The organism is Actinomycetes bacterium, from assembly GCA_035506535.1.
Lineage (GTDB): Bacteria > Actinomycetota > Actinomycetes > DATJPE01 > DATJPE01 > DATJPE01.
This window is the reverse complement of sequence record DATJPE010000055.1, coordinates 1-20,792: the sequence shown is the minus strand read 5'-3', so window position 1 is coordinate 20,792 and position 20,792 is coordinate 1. Positions and strand designations below refer to the sequence as shown.

General features: G+C 71.6%; 15 protein-coding genes and 1 tRNA gene. 13 read left to right on the top strand and 3 right to left on the bottom strand.

The genetic code is table 11. The features are described from left to right. Positions 1 to 32: 32 nt before the first annotated feature. From VMI11_07970 to egtD, 6 genes are all read left to right on the top strand, one after another. Positions 33 to 108: transfer RNA gene (locus tag VMI11_07970), tRNA-Ala, on the top strand. A gap of 70 nt (positions 109 to 178) precedes the next feature. Next, a complete protein-coding gene (locus VMI11_07965; GenBank protein ID HTY72345.1) occupies positions 179 to 3,721 on the top strand; it encodes an AAA family ATPase in 3,543 nt (1,180 codons plus the stop codon). 146 nt (positions 3,722 to 3,867) lie between these two features. Beyond that, a complete protein-coding gene (locus VMI11_07960) occupies positions 3,868 to 4,197 on the top strand; it encodes a YciI family protein (GenBank protein ID HTY72344.1) in 330 nt (109 codons plus the stop codon). Then, positions 4,194 to 5,435 (top strand): sigma-70 family RNA polymerase sigma factor, encoded by a 1,242-nt coding sequence (locus tag VMI11_07955; protein HTY72343.1) that lies wholly within the window; start codon positions 4,194 to 4,196, stop codon positions 5,433 to 5,435. The genes VMI11_07960 and VMI11_07955 overlap by 4 nt, the downstream gene beginning before the upstream one ends. Positions 5,436 to 5,606: 171 nt before the next feature. Then, complete coding sequence (egtB, locus tag VMI11_07950; protein ID HTY72342.1) at positions 5,607 to 6,959, top strand: ergothioneine biosynthesis protein EgtB; 1,353 nt, start codon at positions 5,607 to 5,609, stop codon at positions 6,957 to 6,959. Continuing rightward, positions 6,956 to 7,954: an L-histidine N(alpha)-methyltransferase gene (egtD, locus tag VMI11_07945; GenBank protein ID HTY72341.1), complete on the top strand. Its 999-nt coding sequence runs from the start codon at positions 6,956 to 6,958 to the stop codon at positions 7,952 to 7,954. The genes egtB and egtD overlap by 4 nt, the downstream gene beginning before the upstream one ends. Here the strand turns inward: egtD and VMI11_07940 are convergent. From VMI11_07940 to VMI11_07930, 3 genes are read right to left on the bottom strand one after another with little or no spacing between them, the layout of a single operon-like run. Beyond that, positions 7,951 to 8,400, bottom strand: coding sequence for an SRPBCC domain-containing protein (locus VMI11_07940; protein HTY72340.1), 450 nt, complete (start codon positions 8,398 to 8,400; stop codon positions 7,951 to 7,953). The genes egtD and VMI11_07940 overlap by 4 nt on opposite strands. Positions 8,401 to 8,445: 45 nt before the next feature. Then, positions 8,446 to 8,784, bottom strand: coding sequence for a metalloregulator ArsR/SmtB family transcription factor (locus VMI11_07935; GenBank protein HTY72339.1), 339 nt, complete (start codon positions 8,782 to 8,784; stop codon positions 8,446 to 8,448). Positions 8,785 to 8,795: 11 nt separating this feature from the next. Beyond that, positions 8,796 to 9,251 carry an SRPBCC domain-containing protein gene (locus VMI11_07930; GenBank protein ID HTY72338.1) on the bottom strand — a complete coding sequence of 152 codons (456 nt, stop codon included), beginning with the start codon at positions 9,249 to 9,251 and terminating at the stop codon, positions 8,796 to 8,798. Between the two features lie 121 nt (positions 9,252 to 9,372). On the opposite strand from VMI11_07930, the gene VMI11_07925 reads away from it, so the two are divergent. From VMI11_07925 to VMI11_07895, 7 genes are all read left to right on the top strand, one after another. Further along, positions 9,373 to 10,422 carry a GGDEF domain-containing protein gene (locus VMI11_07925; protein HTY72337.1) on the top strand — a complete coding sequence of 350 codons (1,050 nt, stop codon included), beginning with the start codon at positions 9,373 to 9,375 and terminating at the stop codon, positions 10,420 to 10,422. 24 nt (positions 10,423 to 10,446) lie between these two features. Continuing rightward, positions 10,447 to 12,246 (top strand): glycosyltransferase, encoded by a 1,800-nt coding sequence (locus VMI11_07920; GenBank protein ID HTY72336.1) that lies wholly within the window; start codon positions 10,447 to 10,449, stop codon positions 12,244 to 12,246. Then, on the top strand, positions 12,239 to 13,855 hold the full coding sequence (locus tag VMI11_07915; GenBank protein HTY72335.1) for a glycosyltransferase family 4 protein: 1,617 nt from the start codon (positions 12,239 to 12,241) through the stop codon (positions 13,853 to 13,855). Before VMI11_07920 ends, VMI11_07915 begins: the two co-directional genes overlap by 8 nt. Next, complete coding sequence (leuS, locus tag VMI11_07910; protein ID HTY72334.1) at positions 13,852 to 16,350, top strand: leucine--tRNA ligase; 2,499 nt, start codon at positions 13,852 to 13,854, stop codon at positions 16,348 to 16,350. Before VMI11_07915 ends, leuS begins: the two co-directional genes overlap by 4 nt. A 20-nt stretch (positions 16,351 to 16,370) precedes the next feature. Then, positions 16,371 to 19,604, top strand: coding sequence for an Ig-like domain-containing protein (locus VMI11_07905; protein ID HTY72333.1), 3,234 nt, complete (start codon positions 16,371 to 16,373; stop codon positions 19,602 to 19,604). A gap of 10 nt (positions 19,605 to 19,614) precedes the next feature. Next, on the top strand, positions 19,615 to 20,460 hold the full coding sequence (locus tag VMI11_07900; protein HTY72332.1) for a DegV family protein: 846 nt from the start codon (positions 19,615 to 19,617) through the stop codon (positions 20,458 to 20,460). Between the two features lie 91 nt (positions 20,461 to 20,551). Beyond that, positions 20,552 to 20,792, top strand: a 241-nt coding sequence (locus tag VMI11_07895) for a hypothetical protein (protein ID HTY72331.1), incomplete at its 3' end; no start/stop codon positions are given.

Sequence of the window (20,792 nt, the reverse complement as noted above, 5' to 3'; positions counted from 1 at the left end):
GCTATCCTGTTGGCTCGCCCGCGAGGGCGGCTGGGGCTGTGGCGCAGCTGGTAGCGCACCTGCATGGCATGCAGGGGGTCAGGGGTTCGAGTCCCCTCAGCTCCACCACGGTGTGGCCGGATGGAACGGTGTGGCCGGATGGATCGGAGCTGCGATCTTGTCAGCGTAGGCTCCGGCCATGGTCACGTGCGCCTCGTGCGGCGCCCAGAACCCAGCCGGAAAGCGGTTCTGCGGTGACTGCGGCGTTCCCCTCTCGCTTGTCTGCCCAGGCTGTGGATCCGAGAACCCGCCGGGCAAGAAGTTCTGCGGCGACTGCGGGCTGGGTCTGCTCGACCCGGCGGCGGCGCCACTCGGCTCGGGCCCGCGCCCGCTCGCAGCGCTTTCGGAGCGTCGGCTGGTCTCCGTGGTCTTCGTCGACCTCGTGGGGTTCACGTCCCTGTCCGAGTCGCGGGACCCCGAAGAGGTGCGCGAGATCCTCACCCGGTACTACGACAACTGCCGCCGACTGGTCGCGTTGTACGGCGGGATCGTCGAGAAGTTCATCGGGGACGCGGTCATGGCGGTCTGGGGCACGCCGATAGCCCAGGAGGACGACGCGGAGCGAGCCGTTCGGGCTGGGCTCGATCTCGTCGGCGCCGTGGCGGCGCTCGGAGAGGAGTTGGGGGTTCCCAGCCTCCAGGCACGTGCCGGCGTCCTGACCGGCGAGGCCGCCGTGAACCTCGCGGCGGAGGGGGAGGGCATGGTGGCCGGTGACCTGGTCAACACCGCCGCCCGGATCCAGGCTGTCGCGGAGCCCGGGACCGTGCTCGTCGGAGACTCGACTCGCCGCGCGTCGGACCTCGCCATCGCCTATTCCTCCTTCGGTGAGCACCTGCTGAAGGGCAAGACCGAGCCGGTGCTCCTGTGGCGGGCGGTACGCGTGACCGCGGCCGTGGGCGGAGCGCAACGTTCGGAGGCTCTCGAGGCTCCGTTCGTCGGCCGCGAGCGCGAGATGCGCCTCGTCAAGGAGCTGTTCCACGCGTCTGCCGACGAGAGCTGTGCCCACCTCGTGCACATCACGGGGATCGCCGGGATCGGCAAGTCGCGGCTGGTCTGGGAGTTCTTCAAGTACCTCGACGGTCTGGCCGAGAGCGTCTGGTGGCACCGCGGTCGATGCCTGTCCTACGGCGAAGGCGTCGCCTACTGGGCCCTCGCCGAGATGGTGCGAGTGCGGGCGCGCATCCTCGAAGGTGAGAACCCGGAGGAGGCACGGGAGAAGCTGGCCGCCTGCCTCGAGGAGTACCTGCCGGACCCCGACGAACGAGCCTGGGTCGGGCCTCGTGTGGCGAACCTGCTCGGGCTTCAGGAGCGCGTGGACTCCGACCGTCCGGACCTGTTCGCCGCCTGGCGGATGTTCTTCGAACGGCTCGCCGACGTCCAGCCGGTCGTGCTCGTCTTCGAGGACCTGCAGTGGGCGGACCAGGGGTTGCTCGCCTTCATCGAGTTCCTGCTCGAGTGGTCGGCCTCCCAGCGCCTCTACGTCATCGCCTGCTCGCGCCCGGAGCTGGCCGACTCCCATCCCAACTTCGGCCGTGGAGTCCGCAATGCGGCGGTGATCGGCCTCGAGCCTCTCACCGACAGCGACATGAGCCGGCTTCTCGAGGGCTACGTGCCGGGCCTGCCCCAGGAGTTGAAGGCCCGCGTGCTGGAGCGCGCCGAGGGTGTGCCGCTCTATGCCGTGGAGACCGTGCGCATGCTGCTCGACCGGGGGCTTCTGGTCCAGACCGGCGCCGTGTACCAGCCGACCGGGGCGATCGAGACCCTCGAGGTGCCCGAGACGCTGCATGCTCTGGTGGCGGCCCGACTCGACGGGCTACCGGCGCCGGAGCGACGCCTCGTCCAGGATGCGTGCGTGCTGGGCAAGACCTTCACCAAACAGGCTCTCGCCGCACTCACGGGGGTCGCCGAGGCAGAGCTCGACCCTCTCCTCTCCAGCCTGGTGCGCAAGGAGGTCCTGTCACTCCAGCTGGACCCTCGCTCGGCGGAGCGGGGACAGTACGGATTCCTGCAGGACCTGTTGCGCCAGCTCGCGTACGAGACGCTCTCCCGACACGACCGAAGGGCACGTCACCTTGCTGCGGTCACCGCGCTCGAGGCGACGCTGCAGGGACTCGAGGAGGACGCGCCCGAGGTCATTGCGGCGCACCTCGTCGCAGCGGTCGCAGCCGTCCCCGACGCCCCTGACGTCGTGGAGACCCGCGCGCGTGCGGTCGCTGCCCTGGTGCAAGCCGGCGAGCGTGCCGCGTCGCTCGCCGCCCCCGAGGACGCGCTGCGCCAGTTCGACCAAGCGGCGGAGTTCGCCGCCGACGACGTCCATCTGCGCTCTGAACTGTTGCAGCGAGCGGGCGTACTCGCCCTGCAGAGCGGCGACTCCGTCGCCGCCCGCAGTCGTCTGGAACTGGCCGTCCAGCTGGCCGCGCCTGACGATCCTGCGGCCTCGGCCCGGGCCAGCGTCGCCCTCGCGGACGTCGACGTCGCCGAGCTTCGCCTGGACACGGCGTCGAACCGGCTGCGCGCTGCCGTGCCGACGCTGGAACGCGACGGTCCGAGCCGAGAGCTGGCGGCGACGCTCGCGTCCCTGGGCCGGATGCAGATGCTGCGAGGGGAACTCGATGAGGCCTCCGAGACCTTGGAACGCGCGCTCGGGCTCGCCGAGGTCCTCGGGCTCGGTGACGTGCTCGCCGGCGCCCTCACGAGCAAGGGCAATGTCCTGGTGAGCCGCAGCCGACTCGTGGAGGCCAGGGTGCTGCTCCAGGCCGCCGTCGACCTCTCCCGAGCAGTCGACTCACCCGAGGAATGGCTGAGGAGCGCCAACAACCTCGCCAACGCCCTCGAGGGGTGTGAGAGCTACTCCGAGTCCATCGCCGTCTGCCGTGAGCTCGAGCAACGGGCTCGCCAGCGCGGCGACACCGAACGGCTGGTGACGGCGCTGCTGGGCATGGTCCCCTCCTTGGTCGAGCTGGGCATGTGGGCGGAGGCTCTTCAGCGAATCGACGAGGCGAGCAGCCTGCAAGCCAGCAGGTTCGCGGGCGGGGAGGCCGTCTCGACCGTCCCCCTCCTGTGCGAGCGCGGCGAATCGGTACGGGCGGCTCACATCCTCGAGGCTCAGGACTGGCAGCAGGACACCGACGACCCGGAGCTGGTTGCGGCCCATGCCTACAGCTCGGCTCGACTGCTGCGCCACCAAGGACGTCACGAGCAAGCCCGCATCGCGGCAGAGAGAGGCTTCTCCCTCCAGAGCCAGGTGGGTATCGATCGACGGATCAAGGGGTGCTTCGTGGAGGCGCTGGAGGCTTCACTCTCGCTCGGAGAGCTCGCCAAGGCCGGCGAACTCCTGAGTTGGGCGGCGAAGCTGCACCCGGGTCAGCTCACGCCGACCCTGCGCGGGGAGTCGGCTCGCTTCCATGCCCGCGTGGAGGCGATGACGGGAGCATCGGGCACCGTCGAGGCCAACTTTCGTGCCGCGGAGTCGGAGTTCGCGGACCACGACCTCGCGTTCCGCACCGCCGTGGTTCGCCTCGAGCTCGCCGAATGGCTGCTCGGCCAGGCCCGGCCCGACGACGCCGACAAGGCGATCACGTCCGCCAGAGAGACGTTCGAGAGGCTCGGCGCGGCGCCCTGGCTCACCCGAGCCGTCGAGGCGCAGTCACAGGTGGAGGTCGCCCTGACAGGCCGGTCCTAGAGCCTCGAGGACGGCCCTGCCCGACCATGGTCCTCGATAGCATCGGCGCCTCCGATGGAGGGGTGTCGGATCGGTCCTGCCTTGTTCGTTGAAGGGGTGAGCGGCCGCCCGCCGGGGCGCCACCGAGCACGCGGGAGATGCCCACGATGCAGTACCTGGTGTCCGTGATCCACGACACGACCAGCCTGGCCACCGCAGACGAGATGTCAGCCATCGACGTGTTCAACGACGCGCTGCAGGCCGAGGGCCACTGGATCTTCGCCGGGGGACTCGGGCCGCCCGACACAGCCACCGTCATCGACAACCGCGGCACGGAGCCGGTGGTCACCGACGGTCCGTTCGTTGAGTCCAAGGAGTACCTGGCCGGATTCTGGATCATCGAGGCGCCCGACCTGGACGTCGCGCTCAAGCTGGCCACCGAGGGGTCGAAGGCATGCAACCGGAAGGTCGAGGTGCGGCCGTTCCTCGCCGAGTGAGCCCCCTCGAGGCGCAGGAGGCGATCGCCAGGGCCCACCGGGAGGAGTGGGCGCGGGTCGTGGCCTCGCTCGCCGCGCGCTTCGGTGACCTCGACGTCGCCGAGGAGGCCGCCGCCGAGGCGTTCGCGACCGCGGTCGAGCGCTGGCCGGTCCACGGCGTACCCCCGAACCCCGGGGGCTGGCTGACCACCACCGCCAACCGCAAGGCCATCGACCGGCTCCGGCGCGAGAGCAAGCGCGACCGCAAGCAGCGGGAGGCCCAGATGCCGTACGACGAGGGCCCGCCCGAGCCATCGAGCGCCATCGACGACGAGCGGTTGCGGCTGATGTTCACCTGCTGCCATCCGGCGCTGGCGATGGAGGCCCGCGTGGCGCTGACGTTGCGCATGGTCGGCGGCCTCACCGTGGCTGAGATCGCTCGCGCCTTCCTGGTGCAGGAGAGCGCCATGGGGCAGCGAATCACCCGCGCGAAGGCCAAGATCAAGGCCGCTCGCATCCCCTATCGGGTGCCGTCCACCGACGATCTCCCCGCACGCGTGTCCGGCGTGCTCGCCGTCCTCTTCCTCGTCTTCAACGAGGGCTACCTGGCGAGCGGTCCCGGGACCGATCCCGTGCGCCACGACCTCACCGCCGAGGCGATCCGCCTCGCCCGCCTCCTGCGTGACCTCCTGCCGACCGACGGCGAGGTGGCCGGGCTCCTGGCGCTGATGCTGCTCACCGAGGCGCGACGCGACGCCCGGATCTCCCCGAGCGGTGAGCTGGTGACCCTGGACGAGCAGAACCGGGCCGCCTGGGACCCGCTGCTGCTCGCCGAGGGACATCTCCTGGTCAGGGAGCGCCTGGCGGCGGGGGTCCCGGTGGGCCGCTACCAGATCCTCGCGGCGATCAGCGCCGTGCACACCTCGGCACGCACCTCGCGCGACACCGACTGGTCGCAGATCGTCGCCCTCTACGACCAGCTCGTGCGCCTCGACCCGTCGCCCATCGTCGCGCTCAACCGGGCCGTCGCCGTCGCCGAGCTCGACGGGCCGGCGGTGGCCCTCGCGACCGTCGAGGGTCTCCAGGGGAGCCTCGACGGGTATCACGCCTTCCACGCGACCCGTGCCGACCTCCTGCGCCGGCTCGGCCGCAGCGAGGCCGCGAGTGCGGCGTACGACCGGGCCATCGAGCTGTCCGGCAACACCGCGGAGGTCGCCGCCCTCACCCGACGACGAGACCGGGGACGGCCGGACGCCTGATGGATACCTCACCCGCCTCTGACGCCACTGTGGTCACACCGGGGCGACCGGCCATCGGTGAACAACTCCTGACGTCCACACGTTCGGGGTGCCGCCTGTCGGAACCCCTGCCTAGGCTCGTGGAAGCGGCCGACTCTCGCCCGGCCGCAGGCCCCGAGGAGGGGAGACGTCATGACCGCTGACCCTGGTACCGCTGGCCCTGGTACCGCTGGCCCTGGTACCGCCGGCCTGTGGACCGCCGCGGCCCTGGTCCAGCGCTACGACGAGGTGCGCAGCCACACCGAGTCCCTCGCCGCACCGCTGTCCCCGGAGGACCAGACGGTGCAGTCGATGCCGGACGTCTCGCCGACCAAGTGGCACCGGGCACACGTCACGTGGTTCTTCGAGACGTTCGTGCTGGCCGACAGCGAGCCGTCCTTCGCACCGTTCCAGGAGACGTACTGGTTCTTGTTCAACAGCTACTACGAGGCCATCGGCCCGCGCTTCGCGCGGCCGCAGCGGGGGCTGATCAGCCGCCCTGGCGCCCACGACGTGGGCGTCTACCGCGGCAACGTCGACGACCGGATGCGCGAGCTGGTATCGACCGCTGACGACGGCACGATCGACAAGATCGCGCCGATCATCGAGCTCGGCTTCCACCACGAGCAGCAGCACCAGGAGCTGCTCCTCATGGACATCAAGCACGTGCTCTCGATCAACCCGCTGCGACCGGTGTACGCCGGTTCGCCCAGCGAGCCCTGCGAGACCGGCGAGCTGGGCTGGGTGGACGTCGAGGGCGGGTTGGTCGAGGTGGGCCACGAGGGCCCGGGCTTCCACTTCGACAACGAGCAGCCCCGGCACCGCCAGTGGCTGGAGCCCTACCGGCTGGCGGACCGGCTGGTCACCAACGGGGAGTGGCTGGATTTCATGGCTGACGGCGGCTACCGGCGCCCGCAGCTGTGGCTCTCCGACGGCTGGGCCAAGGTCACCGCCGAGGGATGGCGCGCGCCCTTCTACTGGACCGAGGTGGACGGGACCTGGTTCGAGCACAGCCTCAACGGCACCTGGCCGGTCAACCCCGGCCTCCCGGTGAGCCACGTGAGCTTCTACGAGGCCGAGGCGTACGCCACCTGGGCGGGCAAGCGTCTGCCGTCCGAGGCCGAGTGGGAGCACGCCGTGGTGGCGGACGGGCAGGCCGACGCCGCGACCAGCGGCGGGAACCTGGCCGACGCGCGGACCTACCACCCCCGTGCGGCGGGACCGAGCACGGGGCGGTTGCGCCAGGTCTACGGAGACTGCTGGGAGTGGACGTCGTCGGCCTACCACCCCTATCCGGGCTTCCACCCCGCCGATGGTGCGATCGGTGAGTACAACGGCAAGTTCATGTCGAACCAGATGGTGCTGCGCGGCGGGTGCGCGCTGACGCCGCCGGGGCATGCGCGGGCGACGTACCGCAACTTCTTCCCGCACCAGTCCCGCTGGGCGCTCTCGGGAGTCCGGCTGGCCGACGGTGGCGCCCCCGCACCGGCCGGGGGCGTGTCGTGAGCGCGTCCCGCACGCCGAGCGTGAGCGTGCTGCTCGATCCCGACTGGTCGGCGACCAGCCTCGTGGCCGACGTACGGCGCGGTCTGGGGGAGCAACCGCGGAGCCTGCCGCCGAAGTGGCTGTACGACGCGCGCGGCTCGGACCTGTTCGACCGGATCACCCGGCTGCCGGAGTACTACCCGACCGAGTGCGAACGTGCGCTGCTGCGCGCCCACGCCGCGGAGATCGTCGAGCTCTCGGGCGCCACCACGGTCGTCGAGCTCGGGAGCGGGACCAGCGACAAGACCCGCACCCTGCTGGATGCCTTCGTCGCGGCCGGGCGCCTGCGCCGCTTCGTGCCCGTCGACGTCTCGGAGTCGACGCTGCGCACGGCCGCGGAGGAGCTGTCCCTGCGCTATCCCGGCGTGCAGGTCGACGCACTCGTCGGCGACTTCACCCTGCACCTGGGCCAGCTGCCGCAGGGCGGTCGGCGCATGGTCGCCTTCCTCGGCAGCACGATCGGCAACCTCTACGTCGAGGAGCGGGCCGCCTTCCTCGGCGCCCTGGCCGACTCGCTGGAGCCCGGTGACTCCCTGCTCCTCGGCACCGACCTGGTCAAGCCGGTGGACCGCCTCGTCGCCGCCTACGACGACCCCGAAGGCGTCACAGCCGAGTTCATCCGCAACTCCCTGCGGGTCCTGAACCGGGAGCTCGGGGCGGACTTCGACCTGGACGCGTTCAGCTATGTCCCGTTCTGGGATCCGCGCATGGAGCGCATGGACCTGCGGCTGCGGGCCGAGACCCCCATGCACGTCACGATCCCCGGGGCGGACCTCGCCTTCGACCTCGCCAGCGGTGAGGAGCTGCGCATGGAGATCTCGGCGAAGTTCCGACCGGCATCGCTGGCCGCTGAGCTGGTCGCCGCCGGCTTCGACGTCACCCGGACATTGACCGACGCTGCGGGCGACTTCGCGCTCACCCTCGCGACCCGGCGGGGGTTGACGCGCGGCGCCTAGCGCCAACTGCTGCTGATCCGGGCGTCGTCCGGAAAGGCCGTGAAGGACCCGCCTTCGAGCCCGCTCCTCAGGCCGATCAGGACGGTGGCCCACTTGGTGCTGCAGTGGTGCATGAACTCGCTGGGCTCCTCCCAGCCGGCGTGGGTGAACAGCACGACCGTCTCTGCGTCGGACTCCCTGATGTCAAAGGTGAGCGTGGTGTCGACCCACTCCTGCGGGCCCTCGACGCAGCCCCACCGCACGCGCTCGTCAGGTGAGAGCTCGAGGATCTCCATGACGGCTGCGGGCTGTGGCCCGCCGAAGTAGAAGGCGAGCTTGGCCCCTGGTTCGCTCTCGCCCTCGACGTGGTCGGTCCAGACCGCTTCCAGACCAGACCTGGAGGCGAGCATGGTGTAGACCTGCGTCCGCGGGGCGAGGACCCCTACGCGGTGGCGGATGTCGTGCATGGTCGTCCTCCTGATGTCGTGTCGTGCGCTGAGTCGTGTCGTGAACTAGGACGTCGCAGCGCGCTCGATCGCCTCGGCGATGGCCTTGATGCGGCGCAGGCGGGCGTCCCACGCCTGCCCGATGCTGGCCAGCTGCGCGACCGCGCGGGCGAACTGCTCGGCGTCCACGTCGTAGCGGACCTCCCTGCCCGATGGCTGCGGGGCCACGAGGCCGGCGCGTTCCAGCACCGCGAGATGCTTGGCGACCGCCTGCCTGGTCACCGGCAGCTGCCGGCTCAGGCTGCTGGCCGAGCCGGGGCCCTCGGCGAGCAGCAGGTCGAGGACGTGGCGTCGCGTCGGGTCGCCGATCGCGGCCCACAGCGCGTCGTCGACCGTGCGGGTCACGGAGCCCTCCCTCACCGCTTCGCCAGCGACGCGACATAGGCCGGCAGTCCGGCCAGCAGCCGGCCCCAGGTCTCGGAGTGACCCTTGTAGTACTCCTCGAGGACGGCAGCGTCCCAGCCCTTCTCGCGCATCCCCTCCTCGGTGACCCGCAGCACGGTGCCCTCGCCCTGGGGGAGGAGATCGAAGGTGACGAGGATGGAGTTCTCCGACGTCGCCGCCTGCCCCTCGGGGTAGACCCAGCGGAAGCAGAAGCGCTCGCCGGGGACCGCCTCGACGACGGTGAGCGCCACCTCGGTGCGGCAGCCGGTCGCGCCCCAGGACAGGACTCCGGTGCTCCCCGGAGCCGGCTCGAACTCGGCCGCCTCGACCCACCAGGTCGCGAGGTGCTCGGGGCTGCTCACCACCTGGTAGACCACCGCGGGCGAGGCGGCGATGTAGACCTGTCGGGACAGGGATCCGTGCTCCATGCGCGACCTTCCGATGTGCAACCAACCCTTGCATGTTATCGGCCCTGCCGCAGTGGTGCAACCATAGGTTGCAGGTCGGGTCGTCCGTCAAGTCCCGCCCGGCCTGCGTCGATGGGACAGGGTGGACCCGGTACGTCGCTACGACGCCGCCGTCGCCGGCGTGGTCCCGGAGACCGCCGGCCTGCTCGGCGTCGTCCTGGGGGTCTGCGCCTGCATCCAGCCCTTCGTCCTGACCGGCTCGACCGCTGCCGTCACGACCACCGTGGCGGCGATCAGCGCAGCGGGTCTGCTCGCCACCTCCTGGCGGACGTACCGCCGGCCAGTGGCCTACCGCGACGCGCACTGGGTCACCGCCGCCATGGGCGGGGTCCTGGCCGCCAACGTGCTGCTGCAGCTCGGGCTGACCAAGCAGGCGTGGCAGACCAGCAGCGTCATGCTCGTCGTCGTCGCCCTCGCGGCCGGCCTGCTGGCGACCTGGTGGGCCATCGGCGCGGTCCTGGTCACGGTCGCCGCCTGGGTCCTGGTCGCGGCGACCAGCCTGTCCGGGCAGCCGATGCTGCACTGGGTGTACGGGATGGTCGCCGCCGTCGTGCTCGGCGCCGCGATCAACCTCGCCCGACGACGTGGCCTCGACCAGCTCGACGCCGCGCTCACGACGGCCCAGGCGGCTGCGGTCCATGACGACCTCACGGGGCTGCTCAACCGGCGTGGCCTCATGCTCCTGGGGCCGGCGCTCGTCGCGTCCGGTCGTCGCGCCGGCAACGCCGTCTACGCCTCCTTCGTCGACGTGGACGGTCTGAAGCAGGTCAACGACCGGGTCGGCCACGCCGCCGGCGACGCCGTGCTCACCTCGGTGGCTGAGGCGCTGGCCTCGGTGGTTCGGGCCGGAGACGTGGTGGCCCGCTTCGGTGGGGACGAGTTCTGCGTGCTCGGCCAGGGACCCGGTGCCGCGCCGGTCGACCTCGAGCGGCGCGTGGGCGATCGGCTGCGCGCGGAGCCGCCGGTCGCGCCGGAGGTCTGGCCGGCGATGGTCAGCGTCGGGGGCGCGATGCTCGCCCCCTGGGACGAGGGGAACCTCGAGACGCTGCTCTCCGCGGCCGATCGTGAGATGTACCGTCGCCGCTCGCTTCGCCGCCACCAGGAGGGGGTCGGGCGGGGGCGTCGCGACTGAGCCGATCTGGCATGCTCGGGCCGCGTGATCCTCAACCGGGTACGCCGGAGCGCCGGGCTCGTCCGTCGGGCCGCTCGCGAGCCTGCCCGCAGGGGGCGTCTGGGCTGGGACCTGCTGGCCGCGTGGCGGCCGGTGCCACCCCCCGCCGGGACGGCAGCGCTGGGCCGCCTTCCTGACGACACCGCCGTCGCTGCGCCCCGCCGCGAGCTGCGGGCGGTCGTGGCCTGCGAGCCGACGCTCGCTGCCGCCCTCGCCTTCGAGTGGTGCCAGACGCCCGTGTCCCCCTCGACCTGGGGTGAGGCGCTGCGGGCGGCGCCGGACGTCGTCCTGCTCACGACCGAGGCCCTGCGTCTGGGCTGGGACGCGGCCGCCGTCCGGGCACTCGTGACGGCGGCTGGCGCGACCGGCGGCGTCGTCCTCGTCTGGGACACCGCTGACGTCGACTGCGTCGCCGCGCTGGCCCCGTGCCTGACCGACGTCACGTCGGTGTGGACCGTCGACCCTCGCCGCCGCGACGCCTGGCGAGCGGCGCTGCCCGGGGCGGGCGTCGAGGTCCTGCCGCACGGGGTCCAGCCCCGGCTGTACGCACCCACCGGGGGCGACGGGTCGGTCCGCGCCGCCGAGGTGGGCCTGCTCGTGGCCGGTCCGACCCCGCCGGGCGAGGAGGTGCAGCCCGCGCTCAAGGCGGCCCAGGCACTCGGGCTCGCTGTCTACGGCAAGAAGGCCGACGTCGTGGCGGCGTACACGCGAGCGCTCACCTCCCGGATCGCGGGCCGGGCCGACGAGCGCACCCTGCGGGCGGCGTACCGCTCGGCCTCCGCCTGGCTGGTCCCGTCGGTGCGGCCGGACGACCCGCTGCCCGCCCAGGTGCTCCAGCTCGCCGCGAGCCGGACGCCCTTCGTCACCGGACGCAACGACGCGGTCGCCGCCGCCTTCGGCGACCTCGCCCCGGGGTCGTCGGCCGGCGATGCCGCCGAGGAGGCGCGCAGCCTCTACGCCTACGTCCGCCAGCCGGAGCTGCGCGACCGTACCGGCGTGCTCCTGCAGCGCGCCGTGCTGTCCGCCCACACCGTCGGCCATCGCCTCGACGCCCTGCTGGCCGGTACGCGCTTCGCCACCCCCCGCGGCGCTCGCACGGTCTCCGCCGTCGTGCCGACCAACCGGCCCGGGCAGCTGGACCACGTGCTGTCCTTCGTGGGCCGCCAGGACCATCCGGCCGTGCAGCTGGTCCTCGTGCTGCACGGCATCGAGGAGGAGGCCAGCCTCGCGGCTCGCGCCAAGGACGCCGGTATCGACGAGCTCGTCGTCGTGTCGGCGCCCGCCGAGCTGACGCTGGGGGCCTGCATGAACCTCGGCGTGGACGCGGCCGACGGGGAGCTCATCGCGAAGATGGACGACGACAACCTCTATGGGCGGGCGTACCTGACCGACCTGGTCCACGCGTTCGACTACACCGACGCCGGGGTCGTCGGCAAGCTCGCGCACTACGTCCACCTGACCGCGTCCGGCGCGGTCCTGCTGCGGGGCGCCGAGCACGAGAACCGCTACGTGCGACTGGTGCAGGGCGGGTCGATGCTGATGGACGGCGACCTGGCGCGCCAGGCACGCTTCGAGGACGTGCCGCGGGCCGTGGACACGACCTTCCTCGACAAGGTCGGGGCGCAGGGGGTCCGGGTGTACTCGGCGGATCGCTTCAACTACGTCAGCGTCCGCCGGGCCGACCCCTCGAGCCACACCTGGCCGGTGAGTGACCTGGAGATCATCCTGACCCGCGACGCGAGGCTGTGCTTCTACGGCGACCCGTCGGCGCACGTCGATGTCTGACCGGATCCAGCGGGCGCGCAGCCGGGCGCTGCGCCACGTCCGCACGGGCAAGCGGTGGGCGTTCCGGCGCCTGGACGCGACGCCGATCCTCGGCGGCTCGGGGCGCTTCGCCCTCGCGAACGCGCGTACCGCCCGCCGGGCGCGCAATGTCGGCGACCTGACCCTGTCGGTGACGCTGGCCCAGCGACGGCTGGGGCACCGCCCCGACGACGAGGAGGCGCGGGAGATCCTGGCCGCCAGCGCGGACGAGCTCGCCCTGCTCGGTCACCCGTTGCCGCTGACGCTCGGGGCGGCCGATGTCACGCACGAGACCAGGGCGGGATCGGTCGTCTACCTCGCGCACAACACCCGGCCGTGGAACAACGGCGGGTACGCCACGCGCACGCACGGGATCGTCACCGGATTGGCCCAGCTCGGCTGGGACGTCGCGGTCGCGTCGCGCTACGGCTACCCGTACGACCGATGGGATCCCGACGACCCTCGCGTGGCACCCGCGGACGACGTCGTCGACGAGATGACCTACCACCGCTTGCTCGACCCTGGGTCGCGCCGCTACCCCGCGCACCCGTTCGAGGCCTACACGGAGCGCTTCGCGACGCGACTCGAGGACTACGCCCGCCGGCGCGGGGCCGTCCTCCTCCACTCCGGCGGGTTCTATCCGCTCGGCCACGCCGCGGAGCGGGCGGCTCGCCGGCTCGGCGTCCCGGTCGTGTACGAGGTGCGCGGGCTGGAGTACCTCGGCCGCGCCTCGCAGCGCCCGTCGTTCGAGGGCACCGAGCGCTACCGCTACCTCGTCCAGCAGGAGGTGGAGGCGGTCTGTCGCGTCGACCGGGCGTTCGTCATCACCCGGGCCATCCGCGAGGAGCTCGAGCGGCACGGCGTACCCCAGGGCCACATGCGCGTGCTGCCGAACGGCGTGCACGCCGAAGACTTCCGTCCGGTCGATCGCGACAGTGACCTCGAGGCCCAGCTCGGGGTGCGCGACAAGGTCGTCATCGGCTACATCGGCTCGCTCATCTACTACGAGGGCATCGACCTGCTGCTGCGGGCCGCCGCGCGGCTGAAGTCCCGTCGCCGCGACTTCCATGTCCTCATCGTCGGCGACGGCACGAACATGGCCACCCTGAAGGACCTCGACGTGGAGCTCGGCACGTCCGACGTCGTGACGTTCACCGGCCGGGTCCCGCACCACGACGTCAACGCCTACTACTCGCTGCTGGACGTCTCGACGATCCCTCGGCTGCCGTTGCCGATCTGCGAACTGGTCTCGCCGATGAAGCCGTTCGAAGCGATGGCCATGGAGAAGGCGATGCTCGTCTCGGACGTCGCGGCGCTCACCGAGATCGTCGAGGACGAGGTGACCGGGCTGACCTTCCGCAAAGGGGACGTGGACTCCTATGTCGCCCAGCTCGAACGCCTCATCGGCGACACGACGCTGCGCGCGCGGCTGGGCTCACAGGCGCGCTCCTGGGTGCTGAAGGAGCGAGACTGGTCGGCCATCGTGCGGACGGTGGACGAGACCTACCGCGAGCTGCTGGACGAGGCGGGCGTCCCTCCGGCCGCTGGCTATGGTGAGGTCGGACCGACGACAGGGACGAGACAGGCATGACGCAGGCGCAGGGTGAGATCGGGGCGAGCGAGCACGACGTCCAGGACGTGCACCGGATGCAGGACAAGTGGCTGGCGGTGTGGGACGAGCTCGCCCCGTTCCGCAGCGGCCGCCCTGACGACGAGCGGCCCAAGATGTACGTGCTCGACATGTTCCCGTACCCGTCCGGCGACCTGCACATGGGCCACGCGGAGGCGTACGCGCTCGGCGACGTCATCGCTCGCTACTGGGTTCACCGGGGCTACAACGTCCTGCATCCGATCGGCTGGGACGCCTTCGGCCTCCCCGCCGAGAACGCGGCGATCAAGCGTGGCGCGGACCCGCGCACGTGGACCTACGAGAACATCGCGACGCAGAAGGCGTCGATGCGCCGCTACGCCTGCTCCTTCGACTGGGACCGGGTGCTCAACACCTGCGACCCCGAGTACTACGAGTGGAACCAGTGGCTGTTCCTGCGCTTCTTCGAGCGCGGACTGGCCTACCGCAAGGCGTCCAACGTCAACTGGTGCCCCAACGACCAGACGGTGCTCGCGAACGAGCAGGTCGTCGGCGGCCGCTGCGAGCGCTGCGGCGAGCTGGTCACGAAGAAGAAGCTCACCCAGTGGTACTTCCGGATCACCGACTACGCGGACCGGCTGCTCGACGACATGGCCGAGCTCGAGGGCCACTGGCCCGAGCGGGTTCTCACCATGCAGCGCAACTGGATCGGCCGCTCGACCGGCGCCGACGTCGACTTCGTGATCGAGGGCCGCGACGAGCCGGTGACGGTGTACACGACGCGGCCGGACACCCTCTTCGGCGCCACCTTCTTCGTCGTCGCCGCCGACTCGGACCTGGCCGCCGAGCTGGCGGCCGGCACCACCGCCGAGGCGCAGTTCCGTGACTACCTGGAGCGCGTCAAGGCCACCACCGAGATCGAGCGGCTGGCCACCGACCGACCGAAGACCGGGGTCTTCCTCGAGCGCTACGCGGTCAACCCGGTCAACGGCGAGCGGCTGCCGGTGTGGGCCGCCGACTACGTGCTCGCCGACTACGGCACCGGCGCCATCATGGCGGTGCCTGCGCACGACCAGCGCGACCTCGACTTCGCCCGCGCCTTCGGCCTGCCCGTGCGGGTGGTCGTCGACACCGGCGACGGGCTCGCCGACCCCGCGCAGACAGGGGTGGCGACCCCGGGGGACGGCGTTCTGGTGAACAGCGGACCGCTGGACGGACTGCGCAAGGCCGAGGCCATCGAGCGCATCATCGAGATCCTTCAGGAGCGGGGGACCGGCAAGGCGGCGGTCAACTACCGGCTCCGCGACTGGCTCATCTCCCGCCAGCGCTTCTGGGGAACCCCGATCCCGATCATCCACTGCCCGGGCTGCGGCGAGGTCCCGGTCCCCGACGAGGACCTGCCGGTCCGTCTGCCCGACACCGCCGGCCTCGACCTGTCCCCCAAGGGGACCTCGCCGCTGGGCGCGGCGACCGACTGGGTCAAGGTCGCCTGCCCGTCGTGCGGCGGAGCCGCCAAGCGGGACACCGACACGATGGACACCTTCGTGGACTCCTCGTGGTACTTCCTGCGCTACGTCTCCCCGCACCGTGACGACGTAGCGTTCGACCGCGACCTGGTCGCCCAGTGGCTGCCGGTCGCGCAGTACGTCGGGGGAGTGACGCACGCGATCCTGCACCTGATGTACGCGAGGTTCTTCACCAAGGTGCTCAAGGACCTCGACATGGTCGACTTCGACGAGCCGTTCTCCGCGCTGCTGAACCAGGGCCTGGTCATCATGGACGGCTCGGCCATGAGCAAGTCGCGCGGCAACCTGGTACGCCTGTCCGACGAGCTCGCCCGCCATGGGGTGGACGCGATCCGTCTCACGATGGTCTTCGCCGGCCCCCCGGAGGACGACATCGACTGGGCGGACGTCTCGGCCGAGGGGTCGTCCCGCTTCCTGGGGCGCGCGCTGCGTCTGGCGCGCGACGTCACCTCGGCCCCCGGAGCCGACCCGGCGACCGGCGACGTCGCGCTGCGCCGGATCACGCACCGCACGGTCCATGACGCCGCCGTCGCGGTGGAGACCTTCCGCTTCAACGTGGCGGTCGCCCGGGTGATGGAGCTGGTCAACGCGACCCGCAAGGCGCTGGACACCGGACCAGGACCGGCGGACCCGGCGGTCCGCGAGGCGGTGGAGGCGGTGGCCGTGCTGCTGTCGCTGGTGACGCCGTACACCGCCGAGGAGATGTGGGAGCAGCTCGGCCACGCCCCCAGCGTGGCGCTGGCCCCCTGGCCGTCGGTCGACCCCGCGCTGCTGGTCCAGGAGAGCGTGGTCTGCGTCGTCCAGGTGGACGGCAAGGTCCGGGACCGGCTCGACGTCGTACCCGACGTCGGTGACGAGGAGCTGCGGACCCGCGCGCTAGCCTCGGAGGCCGTGCGGCGGGCGCTGGGAGGCCGCGAGGTGCGCACGGTGATCGTCCGCGCGCCTCGACTGGTCAACGTGGTACCCGCCTGACTCGTGGACGGGAGCGCTTGATGAGGCTGAGACGACGTCTGTCGGTCGCCGTCGTGGTGGCCGCTGTGCTGGCGGCCGTCCCGGCGTCCGCGGCCTTCGCCGAGGGCAGCGCGGACCTGTACCCGACCAATGCCACGTGCGCGACCAACGCGGCGGGCGGCACCTGCCGGGCCAACATCGAGTGGCGCACGAACGTCTACGGGCCGCCGTCCGACACCCACATCAACCGGCGGACGCTGTTCTACGTCTACGCGACGGCCGGCGAGGTCCTCGAGATGGGCTCCAGCGCGGTCGGTGTCGGCAGCGGGGACATCCTCGTCTACGACCCCGGTGTCGTCACCGACCCGAACGCCCAACCGCTGCCGGCCGTGACGACCGGCACCAACGGGTTCAGGTGCAGCGACCAGCGCACCTCCTCGGGCATCGCAGCCCAGGGTCGGATCACCAGCCGCGCCGAGGAGCTGGCCGGGCCGCAGGCGGTGACCGGCGGCGGCAACCCGACCGGGTACGTGCCCTGCCACTACACCGCGCCGACCACGGGCATCTACAACGTCGTCTTCTACGGGCCGGATGGCGACGGTGGCAGCACGGACGGGACCGTGGCCGCCGACGTCAACCTCACCTCGGCCAACGACTTCAACGCCGCGCAGGGCACGTCGGTCGCGGCATGGGACCTGACCGTCCGCTCATCGGACACCAGCACCGCCGACATCAACGGCCGCCTGTTCACGTATGCCCTCGCGGCGTTCACCGGGGGCAACGGGCTGCCGATCAACCAGACCGTCTACGTCGTGACGACCGATGGGTTCCGCTACAAGACGGACACGCGCGGCATGGACCCCAACGGCTACGTCCTGTACGGCAGCCGTACCGGCTTCCTGGACTCCGACGGTGTCACCCCGCTCGACCACGACGTCCTCGGCACCAGCGGGGGCGGCCAGATGACGACGCTCGCGGGCGGGGTCCACCTCAGCGCGCCGCAGTACCCGCTGTCGTTCCAGCCGCTCTCCAACGCGACCATCGCCGCGATCGGCATCCCGCTGGCCCCGACAACGCCGACGTTCACGCTGCTGAACTTCAACGGGGACCTGACCGGCAACAACAGCACGGTCGGTGGCGGGGGCACCTTCACCTTCAGCACCAATGAGGCAGGCACCTACGAGCTGGTCATCTCGCGTGACGGCACCAACTTCGACCCAGGCCTGCCCACCAACCGGGTGCTGCGCGGGTACGTCGGAGCCGGGTCGCACACCGTCACCTGGGACGGCAACGACAACGTCGGCACGCCGTTCCCGGTCGGTCTGAACTATCCGGTGCACGGCTCGCTGCACGTCGGTGAGTACCACATCCCGCAGCTGGACTCCGAGAACAGCACCCTCGGCGGCCCGACCATCACCTTGCTCAACGCCCCCGGCGGCGTGTGCCCGTTCGGGAACTCCAGCTGCACGACCGCCTTCTACGACGACCGCGGCTACCGCACCTCGAGCGGTGTCGACGTCGGGACGCCCGGCAGCGTGCTCTGCGGCATCAACCCGCCGACGATCGACCACGCTGACCCGACCACGGGCTACGACAGCAGCGGCTCGCAGCGCGCGTACGGCCAGAACACCGGCGGCAACACGAACACCTCGTGCACGGGCTCGTTCGGAGACGTCAAAGGGCTCGACACCTGGACGTACTTCCCGAGCGTCGACGACCAGGCTGCGGTCAACATCCTGCCCAACCCGCCGGTGGCCGTGAACGACTCCGGCACGACCCAGGTCAACACCCCGCTGGTCGTCACGGCCCCCGGCGTCCTCGGCAACGACACGGGCGAGAACATCACGGTGACGTCGCACACCTCCCCGGCCCACGGGACCGTGACGGTGAACGCCGACGGCAGCTACACCTACACCCCCGACCCGAACTACTCCGGGCCGGACTCCTTCACGTACACGATCACCGACGACGCCGGGCAGACCGACACCGCGACCGTCTCGCTCACGGTGACGCCGGTGGCGGTGGACGACGCGGTCACGGCGCCCTTCCAGACCCCGGTCACGGTCGATGTGACCGCGAACGACCACGGGACCGGCCTGACGGTGACGTCGGTGACCCAGCCGGCGCCGGGTACCGGCAGCGTCGCCATCGTGGCCGGCAAGCCGGTCTACACCCCGCCGAGCGGGTACGTCGGCACGACGACGTTCACCTACACCGTCACCGACTCCTCGGGCCAGACGTCCACCGCCACGGTGACCGTCACGGTCGCGCCGCCCGGCGCACCTGTCGCGGTCGACGACCACGGCACGACCCCGGTCAACACGCCCTTGACGGTGCCTGCCCCGGGCGTGCTGTCCAACGACTCCGGGTCCGGCCTCACGGTGCAGTCGAACACCGCGCCGGCCCGCGGCAGCGTCACCGTCCACGCCGACGGCAGCTACACCTACACCCCCGACACGGACTACTCCGGGCCGGACTCCTTCACCTACACGATCGTCGATGCGCTGGGCGCCACGTCCACGGCCACCGTCCACCTGACCGTGACGCCGACGGCGGTCGACGACTCGGCGACCACGCCGCCCGCCACACCGGTCACGATCGACGTGGTCGCGAACGACCACGGGTCCGGGCTGACCCTGACCACGGTCACCCAGCCGCCGAAGGGACAGGGGACGGTGAAGATCGTCGGTGGGAAGGCGGTGTACACCCCGCCGGCCGGCTTCAGCGGCACCACCACGTTCACCTACACCGTCACCGACTCCTCGGGGCAGACCGCGACGGCGACGGTCACGGTCACCGTGCCCGCGGCGCCCGTACCGGCGAGTGCGACCGATGACCTGCGGCACGGGCAGACCGGTCAGCCGGTGAGCCTCCACCCGACCGACAACGACACGCCGAGCACCGGCGCGACGTGGCGTCTCGACACCCTGCGGCTCATCGACCCGGCCACCGGCAAGCACGTCACGACACTGGTGGTGTCGGGGGAGGGGACCTGGACCGTCGGCGCCGGCGGCACCGTGACGTTCACGCCCGAGAGCGGCTTCACGGCTGATCCGACCCCGGTGCGCTACACCGTCGAGGACAGCGCGGGCAACGCGGTGGTCGCCACCATCACGATCGTCTATCCCGAGGTCAGCGGACCCGGCACCCTGCCGCACACCGGAGCCACCGGCGTGGCCGACACCCTCTGGGTCGGGATCGGCGCCCTGCTCGCCGGCGTCCTGCTCCTGCTGACCGGTTCTCGGCGGCGACGCCGAGGTGTGGCCGTGGGCTAGCGTTCGGCGCATGCCGGAACGGGTAGCGGTCGTCACCGACTCCACGGCCTACCTGCCCGGAGATCTGGCGTCCCGTCACGGGATCGAGGTGGTGCCGGTCCAGGTGGTCATCGCCGGGCAGGTCTACTCCGAAGGCGTCGACGTCTCGCCGGCGCAGGTCGTGGAAGCCCTGCGGGAGTGGCGACCGGTGACGACGTCGCGCCCCAGCCCGGAGGTCTTCGCGCAGACGTACGCGACGCTGGCCGACCGCGGTGCGACGTCGGTCGTGTCGGTGCACCTGTCCTCGAAGCTCAGTGGGACGGTGGGCTCGGCGGAGGTCGCCGCGCGGGACGCGCCGATCCCGGTCACCGTCGTCGACTCCCGCCTGATCGCGATGGCGATGGGCTTCGCGGCGATCGCGGGCGCGGAAGCCGCCGAGTCGGGGTGCGACGCCGACGCGGTGGCCCGTGTCGTCCGCGCGCGCTGCGCGACGTCGTCCTCGCTGTTCTACGTCGACACCCTGGAGTACCTGCGCCGCGGCGGCCGGATCGGGCCGGCCACCGCTCGGCTGGGGGCCGCGTTGTCGGTCAAGCCGCTGCTGCAGATCGAGGACGGGTCGATCGAGCCGCTGGAGAAGGTGCGTACGTCCTCGCGGGCCATCGCGCGTCTCGAGGAGCTCGCTGTCGAGCGCGCCGGCGACCAGGAGGTCGACGTCGCCGTGCTCCACCTGCAGACCGAGGCGCGGGCTCAGACGCTGGCCGAGCGGCTGCGGCAGCGCGTACCGCGAATCGTGGCCTGCCAGGTGCAGGAGGTGGGCGCGGTCGTGGGCACCCACGTCGGGCCGGGAATGCTCGGCGTGATCATCTCCCCCCGCTAGGCCGTCCACAGACGCGGTCCCGGCCCGAGGCGTCCACAAGCCGGGCGGTGCACCCCCGACGCAGTCGGGCGCGCTGCCTAACGTCGCTTCGGTGCGGATCAGGCGCGCCCGTGTCACCCCGGAGACCGCGCTGCGGGCGCGCCAGCGGATGGCGGCGCTGACCCCGTCGGCGGCGCCGGACGAAGGCCCCGCGCAACCAGTCGAGGACGAGGAGGGTGCGGTGGCGGCGCTGGAGGAGCTGCGCGCCGCGCTCGCCGACCACGTCCCGGCGACCGTGCGCTCGGGGCGCCTCGCGCTCTCCCGTGGGGCGGCAATGGGGCTCGCGGCGCTGT

Coding starts and splice junctions, on each gene's coding strand:
- VMI11_07965 (HTY72345.1), top strand. CDS start 179: ATGGTCACGTGCGCCTCGTGCGGCGCCCAGAACCCAGCCGGAAAGCGG.
- VMI11_07900 (HTY72332.1), top strand. CDS start 19,615: ATGCCGGAACGGGTAGCGGTCGTCACCGACTCCACGGCCTACCTGCCC.
- VMI11_07905 (HTY72333.1), top strand. CDS start 16,371: ATGAGGCTGAGACGACGTCTGTCGGTCGCCGTCGTGGTGGCCGCTGTG.
- leuS (HTY72334.1), top strand. CDS start 13,852: ATGACGCAGGCGCAGGGTGAGATCGGGGCGAGCGAGCACGACGTCCAG.
- egtB (HTY72342.1), top strand. CDS start 5,607: ATGACCGCTGACCCTGGTACCGCTGGCCCTGGTACCGCTGGCCCTGGT.
- VMI11_07940 (HTY72340.1), bottom strand. CDS start 8,400: ATGCACGACATCCGCCACCGCGTAGGGGTCCTCGCCCCGCGGACGCAG.
- VMI11_07960 (HTY72344.1), top strand. CDS start 3,868: ATGCAGTACCTGGTGTCCGTGATCCACGACACGACCAGCCTGGCCACC.
- VMI11_07930 (HTY72338.1), bottom strand. CDS start 9,251: ATGGAGCACGGATCCCTGTCCCGACAGGTCTACATCGCCGCCTCGCCC.
- VMI11_07915 (HTY72335.1), top strand. CDS start 12,239: ATGTCTGACCGGATCCAGCGGGCGCGCAGCCGGGCGCTGCGCCACGTC.